The following is a 12,884-nucleotide window of genomic DNA, read 5'->3' as shown; positions in this document are numbered from 1 at the left end:
ATCCGGTGTATTTGTTACTACAAATTGAGTATTACCAAAAGGCGAGCCACTTGGCTACGACAAATCCGGCCCCTTTTCGGGCAACCGCAGGTCGGGCGCAGACGAATGATCAGGATGGCGGCCGGCCCGGACGCGGCGATCAGGGGGTGAAATCCCAAGCGCCGGGCAACTTCAAACCGGCCGCGACATGGTCTTGCGCGGCCAGCACAGAGACACCATCGCGCAGCAGCCAGGGGTCGCGGGTTCGGCGCTGCCATTGCTCCAGCGACGCGCGCATCTCGGCCAGAACCGCCCCATAGCCGGCATGGCCGGCAAGATTGTGAAGTTCCAGCGGATCTGCGGCGAGGTCGAAAAGCTCTTCGGCAGGGCGGCGAACCAGGCGCTCCAGCGGCCGGGCCCCGGCCCCGGCCCGGCGTATCGCCGCGAAGGACAGGGAGCCGTAGATGTCGGTAGAGACCGGAAAGGGCAGCTGCCAGGCGACATTGCGATGATATTTGTAGCGCGTATCGCGCAAAAAGCGGGTGGGCCAGTAATTGGTGATCTCGTGAAAGGTGTGCGAGCCGAACACCCGATCCCACCCGGAACGGCGCGCGCGGTCGTGCAAGACCGGCAGCAGCGAGCGACCCTCGCGTCGGCGGCCATCCTGCGGCGCCTCCACCCCGGCCCAGTCGAGAAAGGTGGGCAAGAGATCGACAAAGGAAACCAGGTTGGGATTGGCGACCCCCGCCCCCTGCCCCGGCACCCGCAGGATCAGCGGCAGATGGACGCCGGCGTCGAACAGCGTCGTCTTGGAATGCACGAAGGGCGCACCATTGTCTGACAGGAAGACCACCAAGGTCTCGTCCGCCGCGCCCTGCCGGTCAAGCGCATCAAGGACAAGGCCGACGCCGCGATCCATGCGGGCCACGGCGTGATGATAGGCGGCCAGCTCGTGCCGCACTTCGGGCAGGTCGGCAAGCCAGGGCGGCACGGTGACCGCTTCGGGCGCAAAGATCGGATCGGGTCCGGCGGGATCGCCAAACCCCGCCCGGCTGGCATCTCGGTGCGGGTCGATGAAGCCGACGGTCAGAAAGAACGGGCGCGCGCCGGCCCCGGCGATGAAGGCCTCGGCCCGCGCTGCCACCCAGGCGACATCGCGGCTGTCACTTTCCTGGCGCGATGCCCAGGGATAAGTGCTGTCCGGGCCGAGGTGCACCTTGCCGACGATCCCGGTGGCATGGCCCGCCGCAGCCAGCAAATTGGGCGCAGTGGCGACATCGGCAAAGGTCTGGAAATGGTGGCGGCCGTGGTGCAGCCCGTATTGCCCGGACTGGTGCGTATGCAGGCCGGTCTGGATGACACTGCGGCTGCCGGAGCACGAGGCGGTGGAGGTGAATGCGTGGGTAAAGCGCGTGCCCTGCGCGGCCAATCGGTCGATATTGGGGGTCCGCGCCGAGGCATTGCCATAACACCCCGCCGTCATCCCGAGGTCATCGGCGATCATCAGCAGGATGTTGCGGCGTCTCATGCCGAGCGATCCGCCAGCGGACCGGTGCCGCGCGGAAACTCCGCGATCAGGCGGCTCGCGGTGGCGCATCCGCGTCCCAGCGCCGCTTCGGGCGCCGCGCCCTCGGCGATGGCCGCGAGATAACCGGCGTTGAAGGCATCGCCGGCGCCGACCGTATCGAAAGGCGCGGTCGGCGGTGCGGATGCGTGGAAAACCCGGCTGCCCTGCCAGCAACTCGCGCCCCGGGGGCCGCGTTTGGCGATGATGTGGCAGCGCTCCGGCAGCCCGTCAGAGAGGGACCGGGCGGCGGCGGCCAGATCATCTTCCGTCCGCGCGGCAAGCGCGGTCAGTTCCTTGTCATTGAGAAGCAGGTGATCGGACAGTGCGGCCCAGCCCATCACCTGCGCGCGGGTCGCAGGGGTCCAGCCGCCGTCGGGCCAGCCCGGATCGATGGCGATCCCGGCTCCGGCGCGGCGCAAACACGTGAGCAGCGCCTCACCCTCGGCCGCCAGTCCCGGCGTGGCGAAACCGCCCGCCACCAGCACCAGCGCATCCTCCAGCGGCCAGCCCTCGAGCAGCGCCTCGACCATTGCCAGATCAAGCGCCGCCAGATGCCCGCCGAAAGACAGAAAGGTGCGTTCTGCCCCGTCGTGCAGCACCCCGAAGCTGATGCCCGTCTGTCCGTCCAGCCGGCGGATGCGGTCGAGCCGACCGGAAAACCGCGCCGCCAGGATGTCTGCCAGAGGGTCGGACCCGATGGCCGAAATCAGCCCGGCGGGATGTTCCAACCGCTGCAAGGCAAGCGCCGTATTGGCGGCCGATCCGCCCGGGCGCAGGTCACAGCGGTCCAGAAAGGTCTCGGTGCCCGGCTCAGGCCAATGCGCCAGCGTGCCCATCACCAGATCGACGTTGAGATTGCCGATGACGCAGATCGATCGCGTCATGCCGCCTCTCCCGAGGTCGCCTTGGTCGAGCGCAGCGGCGTTCCCATGTCGGGCACGCTCCGCTGCGCCACCGGCAGTGCGCGGAAAATCGCGGCCGCCAGCCGGGCCTCCGCCGGCGCCTGGCTGCGAAAGCTCGTCAGCGCGTCACGATGCTGCCGGGCCATCTCGGCATTGAGAATGTCGAGTCCGGTCTCCGCCATCACTCTGCCTCCGGCGCGCGGGCAAACGGGCGACCCTCGGCATCAAACAGATGCGCGCGGCTTTCGTCGGGCGCGACGCAGACCGTATCACCCGCCCCGATCCGCATCTGCCCCGGCGTGCGCACCACCAGGGGCGTCTCCGACTGCGCGGTTTCGACATGCACATAGGTGTCCGACCCCAGGTCCTCGGTCAGCAGGACGCGGCCCGGCCAGCCCCGGCCCTCCGAGGACAGCGACAAGTGCTCGGGGCGGATGCCGTATTCCGCCGCCCCCCGGGCCGCGGCCGGTTCACCGGCAATGAAGTTCATCCGGGGGCTGCCAATGAAGCCGGCGACAAAGCGCGAGGCCGGGCGCTCATAGAGATCGAGCGGCGTGCCCACCTGTTCGACATGGCCGCCATTCAGAACGACGATCCGGTCGGCCAGCGTCATTGCCTCGACCTGATCGTGGGTGACATAGATCATCGTCGTGCCGGCCAGCCGCGCATGCAGCCGCGCGATCTCGACCCGGGTCTCGCCGCGCAGCGCGGCGTCGAGGTTCGACAACGGCTCGTCGAACAGGAACACCCGCGGCTTGCGGGTGATCGCCCGGCCGATGGCCACCCGCTGCCGCTGGCCGCCCGAAAGCGCGCGGGGCTTGCGCTCCAGCAGGTCCTCGATCTTGAGCATGCGCGCGGCGTCTTCGACCCGCGCGGCGATCTCGGATCTCGCCAGCTTCGCCTGTTCGAGCCCGAACGACATGTTCTCGCGCACCGTCATATGGGGGTAGAGCGCGTAGGATTGAAACACCATCGACACCCCGCGCGCGGCCGGCAACGCCTCGGTCATGTCCTCGCCGCCGATCCGCAGTTTGCCTGACGTGATGTCCTCCAGCCCGGCGATCATCCGCAGCAGGGTGGATTTGCCACAGCCCGAAGGGCCGACAAAGACGACGAATTCGCCCTTTTCCAGTGACAGGTCGACATCGGTGACAACCCGTGCTTTGCCGAAGGATTTGCAGATCTGGTTCAGCTCGACTTTGGCCATGGATTTATCCTTTCACCGCGCCGGCGGTCAGGCCGGAAATGATCTTTCTCTGGAAAACGAGGACCAGCGCGATCAGCGGCAGCGTCACGATCACCGAGGCCGCCATGATGCTGCCCCATGGGATCTCGAACTCGCTGGCGCCCGAGATCAGCGCGATCGCGACCGGCACCGTGCGCTGAGTGTCGGTCGACATGAAGGTCAGCGCGAACAGGAATTCGTTCCACGCATGGATGAAGGCCAGCAGACCGGTCGTCACAAGCGCCGGCCACAGCAGCGGCAGGAACACCCTGCGGATGATCGTCAGCGGCGCGGCGCCATCCATGATCGCCGCTTCCTCGATCTCCTTGGGCAGCTTGCGCATGAAGGTGGTCAGCACCCAGACGGTGAACGGCAGGGTGAAGATCATGTAGGAAAAGACCAGCGACCACAGCGAATTGAACAGACCCATCGCCCGGATCAATGCGAACAGCCCCGACAGGACGGCGATCTGCGGGAACATCGACACCGACAGGATTAGCAGCAGGATCTTGCCCCGCCCGCGAAACGGCACCCGCGCCAGCGCATAAGACGCGGTGACCGCGAACCCCAGCGACACGATCACCACGACGGTCGAGACAAAGACCGAATTGAGGATCTGCCGGCCAAAGACGCCATCCTCGAAGGCCGCGCGATAGTTCGACAGGTCGATGACCTTGGGAAGATAGTTCACGTCAAAGATCGCCTGCCCGCTCTCGAGCGAGGTGAGCACCGCGTAGTAGAAGGGAAACAGCGCCTGCGCCAGAATGATGGCCACCAGCGCGTAGAAGCCGGCGATTTTCGCGATCCGCATCAGTCGGTCTCCTTGCCTTCCAAATCCATCCGCGTGAGGTAGATGAACCCGATGGTGATCAGCGCCACGATCAGGAACAGCAGCGTCGAGGCCGCCGAGCCATAAGCGAACTTGTCGTAATCGAAGAGGTTTTCGCGCGCATAGACCGACATGGTCCGGGTCGCGTCGGTGTTGGGCGTCAGCACGTAGACGATGTCGAAGACGCGCAGCGCATCGAGCCCCCGGAACACCACCCCCACCAGCAGGGCCGGCATCACCAGCGGCAGCGTCACCTTGCGGAACACCCGCACCGGGTTGATGCCGTCGAGCCGCGCAGCTTCGTAGATGTCATCCGGGATCATTTGCAGCCCGGCGAGGATCAGCAGAGCCATGAAAGGCGTCGTCTTCCAGATATCGACCATCATCACCGCCGCCATGGCGGTATCGGCCGAGGCGGTCCAGGCGATCGGGGTGGCGATCAGGCCCAGCTTGATCAGCATGTCGTTGATGATGCCGAACTGATCATGCAGCATCCAGCCCCACATCTTGGCCGAAACCACGGTGGGGATCGCCCAGGGTACCAGCACCAGCGTGCGGACCACTGCACGGCCCGGGAATTTCGCGTTCAGCACCAGCGCGATGATCAGGCCGAACAGGGTCTCGAAAGAGACGCTGACCACCGCGAACCATACGGTATTGCGCACCGCGCGCCACCAGCGGTCATCGGCCAGCAGGCCCAGCCATTCACCCTGGTCATTGCCGTAGTCGAGCCATTCTATGTAGTTGCGCAGCCCGACAAATCGCGCCGCATCGATATTGTTGAGCGAGGCATCGGTGAAGCCGAACCAGATCGTCTGGCCGAGTGGAAAGAGCGCCACGGCCCCCAACACAATCAGCATCGGGGCAAGAAACATCCATGCCGCCCTGGTGCGCTGTCGGGTCAGTCCTGTCTTCTGTGGCATGGTCGGGGTTCCGTGGATCTGTAGGGCCGCGCCGGACGGCGGCGCGGCCTGGTGGGGGTGCAGCCGGCCGAAGGCCTACCAGCCCGCGCCCTTGAGCCGGCTCAGCCGGGCGTTCAACCGGGCGACGGCGGCGCCGGCCTCCATCTCGCCGGACATCACGTCATGCGCGGCGGTCCAGATTTCCGAGGACACCTCGTTGTAATCGGCCTTGGTCGGCGCCGAGGGACGCACGATGGCATTGTCGATCACCGGTTTCCACAGCGGAATGAACGGTTGCCGCGCGCCGATCTCTTCATCCTGGTAGAGCGCCGAAAGCGTGGGCGGCCTGGACGCCTCGATCGCGCGCTTGCGCTGGCTCTCGGTGTCGTTGAGGAAGCGCACCAGCTCGATCGCGGCGTCCTGATGCTCGGAATAGCGCGCCACGCCCAGGTGCGAGCCGCCGAGGATCGAGGCGCCCTGCCCCGAGGCCCCGGCCGGCAGGGTGGTGACATCGACGTCGTCCTTGATCGGACTGTCCTCGCCGGTGACCAGCGCATAGGCGTAATTCCAGTTGCGCATGAAGACCGCATTGCCCGACTGGAACACGCCGCGGGCGTCTTCCTCGGCATAGTTCAGCACGCCTTCGGGGGCGATGTCACCGACCCAGGAGGCGGCCAGCGTCAGAGCTTCGACGGCGGCCTCGTTATTGACCGAAATGACGCCGTCCGGCTCGACCACCTGCCCGCCACCGTAAGACGCGATCCATTCCATTGCGTTGCAGGTCAGCCCTTCATAGGCCGCGCCCTGATAGACATAGCCCCAGAGCTCGGAATTGCCGGCGGCGCGTTCGGCCTCCATGATCTCCTTGGCGGTGGCGGTCAGCTCTTCCCAGGTTCCGGGCACCGGCTTGCCGTGTTTCTCCAGCAGGTCGGCGCGGTAATAGAGCGCCGGCGCGCCAAGAAACATCGGCAGCGCCACCAGCTTGCCATCGACCGTCTGACTTTCCACCGCGGCGGGCACGAATTGATCGATGATATCGGCGGTGGCTTCGGTGAGGTCGATGAAATGGTCGGCGAGTTGCGGCGCCCAGATGACGTCGAGCCGGTAAACATCGATGTCGGCGCTCTGCGCCGCCAGCCACAGCTTGTATTGCGCGAACTGATCGGTCGTGCGCTCCGGCATCGAGACGATGTTGACGGTATGCCCGGTTTCCGCTTCGAAGCGGTCAAGGTTGGCGCGCAGCACATCCTGATCGCGGCCAACCGCGCCGTGCACGATATTGAGCTCATCGGCGCTGACGAAACCGGCAAGGGCGGTGCTGGCCGCAAGGCTGAGCGTGAGGGTCTTCCACAGTGACATGTCGTTCTCCCTGGTGATGTTTACGCGCCTTTTCGGCAGAAGATGGGAGAGCCCCATGCCATCTGCCCGTCCGACTGGCGCAGCCGGACGTAAATGTTTTCCCCGTCTTCGACCGGGCCGAGCGGCACCGCGCCCGCCCATTGCCAGCGTGACGGTGCCGGCAGCGGATGAAAGCGGTAGGCCGGACTGTCAATCGGCCCGAGATTGCCGGCCAGCGCGCCATCGCACAGCCGCGCGGCATCAATATTGAGGCGCTGGTCGCAAAGGTTGGCGAGGATCCGCGCGCCGGGCGCCAGCCGCAGCCGCAGGGCCAGACCCTGGGTGGCGGCGGTGGAATTGTTCGGATTGGCCTCGGCGGTCACGGCAAATCGCGCGATCCCGCCCGCCAGCTGCGCCTCGGGCAACGCGTGGCCCGCATCCTCGCCTTCCAGTGGCGACACGACCTCCTGGCCGCGAAAGCGCGGCTCCAGCGCGAGTATCTCGCCACCCTCGACGCGGATCTCGCCGGTCCAGCGATGCGCCGATCCGCGCGCGCCCCAGCCCAGCTCGAGATAGAGGATCGTCTCGCCCACCCCGGTCAGCGGCGCCGGGTCCAGCGCCGGCGAGAGGCGGGCGTGCAGCCGGCCGTTACGGATCACGTCGATCACGTCGATCTCGCCGCCGGCGACCGCCTCGATGTCGAGCTGCGCCGCCTTGGCGGGTGCCATCACGCCGCCGGTCATTACATCGCCCACCGCGCTCAGCAGGTGGATATTGTCGCCGGTCAATGCCACGGTCCGACGCGCCATGATCGCGTCCCAGAGACCTGCCCGACCGGCATGATCGGCAAACACCGCCATGCGCCCGTGGCCGTAGGACCCGGGAAAGGCGCTGTGATGATCGGTATTGCCGACAACGCCAAAGACATGGCCCTGCGCCAGCCCCCACTGCATCGTCGAATGGCCATCCACAGGCCCCATGGAATGCAGGTAGCTGCGTGGGGTTTCGGAAGTTTCGGCGCAGCCGTGCATGGAGTTCATCTCCACCACCGGCGACAGCCGCTCTTCGAAGCTGTCCCAGTTGATCCCCCGCGCGCCCCGGCGATAGCCGATGTGATGCGGGAAGGCAAACGCGCGCCCCGGCATCTCGCGGTCCAGCAGGGCATGCAGCTCGGGCGGGCTGTCGGCGAACCAGAGCGGCGCGGGCGCGAGATCGCGGTACACGATGGTATAATCGCCGTGCTCGGATCCATGGATTTCATATCCCGGAAAAACCGTGAACGCCTCGGTCTCTGCCGCCGCCAACACCTCGAAATGGGCGCGCCAGCCGTCGCGCAGCCGGGCAAAGCCCTCGACGTGGAAATTGACGATATGCGCGACCGCCGGGTCATCGACCGGCATGTCCGGCCAATGGGCATGGCCGGTTATCGACACGAAATCAAGCTGCAACGCCGCCCGCGCCAGCGCATCGGCAAAGCGGCCATGACCATAGGACAGGTCGCAATGGTTGTGGATGTCGCCGAAACGCGGCGCCACGCCCAGACGGCGGGCAAGTGGCAGGTCGGCCGGGGGCAGATAGGCGCGGCTCATAGGAACTCCTGGGTTCTGGGATCGACCGGGCGGCCCTGCGCGGCCAAGCTCCGTTTGGCCGCGGCGACCAGCTCGAGCGAGACGAGCCCGTCGCGCACGCCGGCCGGTGGCAGCTCTCCGTCCATGAACCGGCGCATGGCGCGAACCAGTTCCAGATCGGCACCAAAATGCGAGCTCGACCTGTCCGCCGCTCCGGCCTCGATGATCTCGCGGTTCTTGCCATGGGCACTCACCAGGTCGATCTGGCCGGAATGCCGCTCCATCCGCAACCGGCCGTTGGCGCCGATGATCTCAAGCGTTTCCTGGTCTTCGGAATAGGGGCCGAAGATGGTGAAGAACAGCGTGGCCACCAGCCCGCTCGTAAAGCGCACGGTGACGACGGCGTGGTCGTCGATGTCGGCGCCGGGGAGATAGACACAATTGTCGTTGCGGTCCTGCGCGGCCTCGGCGGTCAGCCAGCTGTCGTTGGGAACCCGGCCGACGCCCTCGGCCTTGTCGATCAACGTCTCGTGGCGGCGGTAAGGGCAGTCGCGGTCGCATTCGGAACAACGCGCCGGTGCCGTCGGATCTGGGGCAAAGATCGTCGTGCGCCCGCCGGTCGCGGTGACCGAAACCGGCTCGCAGCCCGCGATCCAGTTCAGCACGTCGAAATGATGCGAGCCCTTGTCATTGATCGCCCCGCCCGAGGCTGCATCCTCGCGGTGCCAGAGTTGCAGATAACGGCTGTAGGGAATGACCGAACGCAACAGCACCATGCGGGGTTCGGCGATCGCCTCGGTGCGGGCCAGGCCGATGGCTTCGATCCAGGGCCGCTCGTAGCGGCGGGTAAAGCCCATCATGATCGGTTGGCCGCTCTCGGCCTCGATCGCGACGATCCCGCGGGCATCCGCGAGACTGACGGAAATCGGCTTGTCGAGATAGATGCGCTTGCCCGCCGCCGCCGCCACGCGCACCGGTTCGAGATGGGCGTTTGTATGGGTGGTGACGATGACAAGGTCGACCTGCGGATCGGACACCGCTTCGGCCAGGCTGACGGCGGGGCGGGCCAGAGGGCCGAGGCCCTGGCTGGCATAGATCGCATTGAGATGCCGGGCCGCCATCTGTGCCCGCTCGGGCAGCCGGTCATGCACCGCGACGATGCGAAACCCGGTCTCGCGCGCCAGTTCCGCCATCCGGCTGCCGACGTAATAGATGCCGCGTTCGCCCGCGCCGATCACCGCGACGCCGATGCTGCGTTGGCCCGATCCGGGCGTATAGCTGGCCGTCGGATGTGCGGAACTCTGTGGCATGGGCGCTCCCGAATGCTCGATTCGGGATCAGGTTAAATGAGTATAACTCATGCCACATCCAGGGTTATACTCACCCGGTGACATCAACTGTCAGGTCGTCGACGCTGCCGAACCTGGCCGTGTGGATCGGCAGGTAATGCACCTCGGGCGGCGGCCCGTCGGGCGTGAGCCGGTCGCGCAGCACCCGCTCGAAGGTGTCGATCTTTTCGGCGTCGGCATTGCCGACGGTGTCGAACCGGTTCAAGTGCTCCGACGGGAAATCCACGCTGCCCAACATCATCACCGAAAGATCGCGCCCCGGCACGATGCCGTTTTCCCAAAGCGCGCGATCGAGCAGATAGCCCTCGACCACGCCCCAGGTGATCAGCCCGGTCACGCACAGCGCGCCGTCATCGCCGCGCAACCCTGCGATCGAGGTCGAGATGTCGGCGCCCGGGAAGGAGCCCGGCAGCGCATCGAGCTCGATCAGCCAGCCTGCCCCCTGCCCCGCGGCGTCGCTCAGGCGCTGGTATTCCCGCCGCGCCATGGCGATCGGCCGGGCCGAATGCGCCGAGGTGAGAAAGCCGATACGCTCATGCCCCGCAGCGCGCAGGTTGCGCCAGGCCAGCGCGAAGGCCTCGCGCCAGTTTGTACCGATCGCATCCATCCGAAGCCCGGTGGCCGAGATGCCGTCGAACACCACCGAATCCGCGATCTCGGTGATCCGCGACAGAAATGGCAGAGGCAGCGTCTCGAAATGGGTCTGTAGCAGGCACACCCGGAACCGCCCGATCCGCGACAGAATCGAAAGCGCCTGCGCCTCGTCGGTGAACCCCAGAAGCAGGATCGAGATGCCGGCCGCCTTCATCCGCTTTTCGATCTCGAGGATCAGGGTCCGGGCCAGCCGGCTGTCCGAGACCTTGTAGAGCAGCAGGATGTCGGCCTCATGCGCCGGTGTGGAAGGAACCGGGTCGCGGATGACGATCCCCAGCCCGCGCCGCACCTCGAGCCGACCGGTCGCGATGAAAGGCGCCAGCGCACGTTCGACCACCCGCTGCGAGGTGCGGAACCGGCGCATGAGCTCGCGCATTGTCGGCAGCCGCGCGCCGGGACCGCACCGGTCGATCTCGGCCGTGATCCAGCTGGCGAGCCGATCCTGCGTCGCCTCGGTCACGACAGGCGGACCGGGCGGATGGAAACTGTGTATGAGGTCGGAACCACGGGGTATTCGGCGCCCTGAGTGATGGTGATCGTGTCAGGACAGGCTACAGGCAAGGCCGCCGGGCTCCAAGCCGGGGCGGATCACTCCTGGAAGATGACGAAATGTTTCTCGCAGGTCTCCAGCACTTCCCAGTGACCGCGAAAGCCGTTGGGGATCAGGAAGCTGTCGCCGGGGCCGAACTCCTGCCTGTGGCCGTCCTCGTGGATCAGCGCGCAGCGGCCGCGCAGGATGTAGCAATATTCGTCGCGGCCGGTGAAAGCCTGCCAGCGCCCCGGAGTCGAGACCCAGCTTCCGGCCTTCAGCCGCCCCCCTGCCCCGTCATAGTGCAATCCGATCCGCTGGTGCGGATCGCCATCGGTGACGCGGCCGGGCTCGTCGGCGAGGCGGCGTTCGGAGGTGTCGGCGGCGGCGGTCGACAGGTTGATGACATGGCTCATAAGGCAGGCTCCGGTTCGGCAAGGCAGGCGGCATCGGCCTGGGCGGCGGTGACGGCGATCATGTGCAGGATGTCTTCGGAGGAACAGCCGCGCGACAGATCGTTGGCCGGTTTGGCCAGACCCTGAAGCACCGGGCCGATGGCCACCGCACCGCCCAGACGCTGGGCGATCTTGTAGGCGATGTTGCCGCTTTCGAGGTTGGGAAAGACAAAGACGTTGGCATTGCCGCCCAGCGGCGAATCCTTGGCCTTGGCGGCGGCGACATCGGGCACGAAGGCGGCGTCGAACTGCAATTCGCCATCGATCAGCAGCGTCGGATCGGCGGCTCGTGCCAGCGCCGTGGCCTGCACCACCTTGGAGACCGCGTCATGCGCGGCGCTGCCCCGGGTCGAGAACGACAGCATGGCGACACGCGGCACCTCGGCGGTCAGCGTGCGGAAGCTTTCGGCGGCAGAGCGCGCGATGATCGCCATTTCCTCGGCGTCGGGATCGATCACCAGGCCGCTGTCGGCAAAGATATGAGCGCCTTTCTTGGCGTGTTGTTCGGCGCAGAACAGCATCAGGAAAAAGCTCGACACCAGCGGCGTGCCGGGTTTCGGCCTGATCACCTGGATCGCGGTGCGCACGATCTCGGCGGTGGTGGCGACGGCGCCGCCGATGGTGCCGTCGGCCTGCCCCGAGGCCACCAGCGCGGCGGCAAAGACATGGGCATTGTTCACCGCCGCGCGGGCCGCCTCGGGCGTGACGCCCTTGTGCTTGCGGCGGGCGTGGAACAGCGCCGCCAGATCGTCGGACAGCGGAGAGGTTTCGGGATCGTGCAGCACAATGCCCTCGGCGGAAAGGCCCGCCGCGGCAAATCCGGCGCGTATCGCGGCTTCGGGGCCCACCAGAATGGGCCTGGCGATCTGCCTGTCGCGGGCGGCGCAGGCCGCCTGGATGACGCGGGGATCGGCACCCTCGCTGAGCACGATGCGGCGGTTCGAGCGGGCGGCATTGGCCAGCAACATTTCGAGCGGTTTCATGACATGGCTCCTCAGTGGCCCAGCAACATCACGCCGGCAATGACCAGCGCGGCGATAAAGAGAGTTTCCGCCACGATCATGAAGATCGCCTGACCGCCGACATCGAGGATGCGTTTCAGCGAGGTCTTCATGCCGACGGCGGCGATCGAGATCAGCAGCGCCCAGCGGGACAGATCCGACATCGCGTCGGAGATCTGGGACGGGATCAGCCCGAAGGAATTGAGCGTGGCAAAGAACAGGAAGCCGACCACAAAGACCGGCAGCAGCGGCGGGCGCTTGCCGGCGTCGGCGCCGTTGGCATGGCGGCGCACCAGGATCGAGATCACCAGCACCACCGGCGCCAGCATCGCGACCCGGATCAGCTTGACCAGGGTGGCGACCTCGCCAGTCTCGTTCGAGACCGAGAAGCCCGCGCCAACCACCTGGGCCACGTCGTGGATGGTCCCGCCCAGGAAGACGCCGGCCACCTCGTCAGAGAATTCGAAGGTCCGCGCCAGGATCGGATAGAGGATCATCGCCACGGTCGACAGCACGGTGACCGAGAGCACGGTGAAGATCAGATTGCGTTCGGAATGTTCGTTCTTGGGCAGCACGGCCGAGATCG

Annotated in this window: 13 protein-coding genes; all 13 read right to left on the bottom strand. The window is 66.4% G+C overall.

All coding sequences use genetic code 11. The annotated features are described in order from the left end of the window. Nucleotides 1–139 precede the first annotated feature (139 nt). Entirely contained in the window at nucleotides 140–1,507 is a 1,368-nt protein-coding gene (locus PVW49_RS13995) for a sulfatase family protein (RefSeq protein ID WP_274590824.1), read from the bottom strand. Beyond that, nucleotides 1,504–2,430 carry a carbohydrate kinase family protein gene (locus PVW49_RS13990; RefSeq protein WP_274590823.1) on the bottom strand — a complete coding sequence of 309 codons (927 nt, stop codon included), beginning with the start codon at nucleotides 2,428–2,430 and terminating at the stop codon, nucleotides 1,504–1,506. Before PVW49_RS13990 ends, PVW49_RS13995 begins: the two co-directional genes overlap by 4 nt. After that, on the bottom strand, nucleotides 2,427–2,630 hold the full coding sequence (locus PVW49_RS13985) for a hypothetical protein (RefSeq protein WP_274590822.1): 204 nt from the start codon (nucleotides 2,628–2,630) through the stop codon (nucleotides 2,427–2,429). Before PVW49_RS13985 ends, PVW49_RS13990 begins: the two co-directional genes overlap by 4 nt. Then, the gene (locus tag PVW49_RS13980) at nucleotides 2,630–3,655 is read right to left on the bottom strand and encodes an ABC transporter ATP-binding protein (protein WP_274590821.1); all 1,026 of its coding nucleotides are present in this window, start codon (nucleotides 3,653–3,655) and stop codon (nucleotides 2,630–2,632) included. Before PVW49_RS13980 ends, PVW49_RS13985 begins: the two co-directional genes overlap by 1 nt. Before the next feature lie 4 nt (nucleotides 3,656–3,659). Beyond that, nucleotides 3,660–4,484: a carbohydrate ABC transporter permease gene (locus PVW49_RS13975; RefSeq protein ID WP_148562975.1), complete on the bottom strand. Its 825-nt coding sequence runs from the start codon at nucleotides 4,482–4,484 to the stop codon at nucleotides 3,660–3,662. Beyond that, nucleotides 4,484–5,425: a carbohydrate ABC transporter permease gene (locus PVW49_RS13970; RefSeq protein WP_274590820.1), complete on the bottom strand. Its 942-nt coding sequence runs from the start codon at nucleotides 5,423–5,425 to the stop codon at nucleotides 4,484–4,486. The genes PVW49_RS13975 and PVW49_RS13970 overlap by 1 nt, the downstream gene beginning before the upstream one ends. A gap of 75 nt (nucleotides 5,426–5,500) precedes the next feature. Next, entirely contained in the window at nucleotides 5,501–6,763 is a 1,263-nt protein-coding gene (locus PVW49_RS13965; RefSeq protein ID WP_274590819.1) for an ABC transporter substrate-binding protein, read from the bottom strand. Between the two features lie 20 nt (nucleotides 6,764–6,783). Further along, nucleotides 6,784–8,331 (bottom strand): hypothetical protein, encoded by a 1,548-nt coding sequence (locus PVW49_RS13960; RefSeq protein WP_274590818.1) that lies wholly within the window; start codon nucleotides 8,329–8,331, stop codon nucleotides 6,784–6,786. Continuing rightward, nucleotides 8,328–9,620: a Gfo/Idh/MocA family protein gene (locus tag PVW49_RS13955; RefSeq protein WP_074837756.1), complete on the bottom strand. Its 1,293-nt coding sequence runs from the start codon at nucleotides 9,618–9,620 to the stop codon at nucleotides 8,328–8,330. The genes PVW49_RS13960 and PVW49_RS13955 overlap by 4 nt, the downstream gene beginning before the upstream one ends. A gap of 70 nt (nucleotides 9,621–9,690) precedes the next feature. Continuing rightward, a complete protein-coding gene (locus PVW49_RS13950) occupies nucleotides 9,691–10,773 on the bottom strand; it encodes a GntR family transcriptional regulator (RefSeq protein ID WP_274590817.1) in 1,083 nt (360 codons plus the stop codon). A gap of 128 nt (nucleotides 10,774–10,901) precedes the next feature. After that, on the bottom strand, nucleotides 10,902–11,258 hold the full coding sequence (locus PVW49_RS13945) for a cupin domain-containing protein (RefSeq protein WP_274590816.1): 357 nt from the start codon (nucleotides 11,256–11,258) through the stop codon (nucleotides 10,902–10,904). Beyond that, nucleotides 11,255–12,280 (bottom strand): phosphate acetyltransferase, encoded by a 1,026-nt coding sequence (gene pta, locus PVW49_RS13940; protein ID WP_274590815.1) that lies wholly within the window; start codon nucleotides 12,278–12,280, stop codon nucleotides 11,255–11,257. The genes PVW49_RS13945 and pta overlap by 4 nt, the downstream gene beginning before the upstream one ends. Nucleotides 12,281–12,291: 11 nt before the next feature. Beyond that, a partial coding sequence (locus PVW49_RS13935) for a YeiH family protein (protein WP_274590814.1) occupies nucleotides 12,292–12,884 on the bottom strand: 593 nt, incomplete at its 5' end.

This window comes from Marinovum sp. PR37, assembly GCF_028807375.1.
GTDB classification, from domain to species: Bacteria; Pseudomonadota; Alphaproteobacteria; order Rhodobacterales; family Rhodobacteraceae; genus Marinovum; species Marinovum algicola.
Note: the sequence above shows the minus strand (reverse complement) of the source record. Positions and strands in the feature narration are given on the sequence as shown.

Coding starts and splice junctions, on each gene's coding strand:
- PVW49_RS13970 (WP_274590820.1), bottom strand. CDS start 5,425: ATGCCACAGAAGACAGGACTGACCCGACAGCGCACCAGGGCGGCATGG.
- PVW49_RS13990 (WP_274590823.1), bottom strand. CDS start 2,430: ATGACGCGATCGATCTGCGTCATCGGCAATCTCAACGTCGATCTGGTG.
- PVW49_RS13945 (WP_274590816.1), bottom strand. CDS start 11,258: ATGAGCCATGTCATCAACCTGTCGACCGCCGCCGCCGACACCTCCGAA.
- PVW49_RS13965 (WP_274590819.1), bottom strand. CDS start 6,763: ATGTCACTGTGGAAGACCCTCACGCTCAGCCTTGCGGCCAGCACCGCC.
- PVW49_RS13985 (WP_274590822.1), bottom strand. CDS start 2,630: ATGGCGGAGACCGGACTCGACATTCTCAATGCCGAGATGGCCCGGCAG.
- PVW49_RS13955 (WP_074837756.1), bottom strand. CDS start 9,620: ATGCCACAGAGTTCCGCACATCCGACGGCCAGCTATACGCCCGGATCG.
- PVW49_RS13960 (WP_274590818.1), bottom strand. CDS start 8,331: ATGAGCCGCGCCTATCTGCCCCCGGCCGACCTGCCACTTGCCCGCCGT.
- PVW49_RS13995 (WP_274590824.1), bottom strand. CDS start 1,507: ATGAGACGCCGCAACATCCTGCTGATGATCGCCGATGACCTCGGGATG.
- PVW49_RS13980 (WP_274590821.1), bottom strand. CDS start 3,655: ATGGCCAAAGTCGAGCTGAACCAGATCTGCAAATCCTTCGGCAAAGCA.
- pta (WP_274590815.1), bottom strand. CDS start 12,280: ATGAAACCGCTCGAAATGTTGCTGGCCAATGCCGCCCGCTCGAACCGC.
- PVW49_RS13975 (WP_148562975.1), bottom strand. CDS start 4,484: ATGCGGATCGCGAAAATCGCCGGCTTCTACGCGCTGGTGGCCATCATT.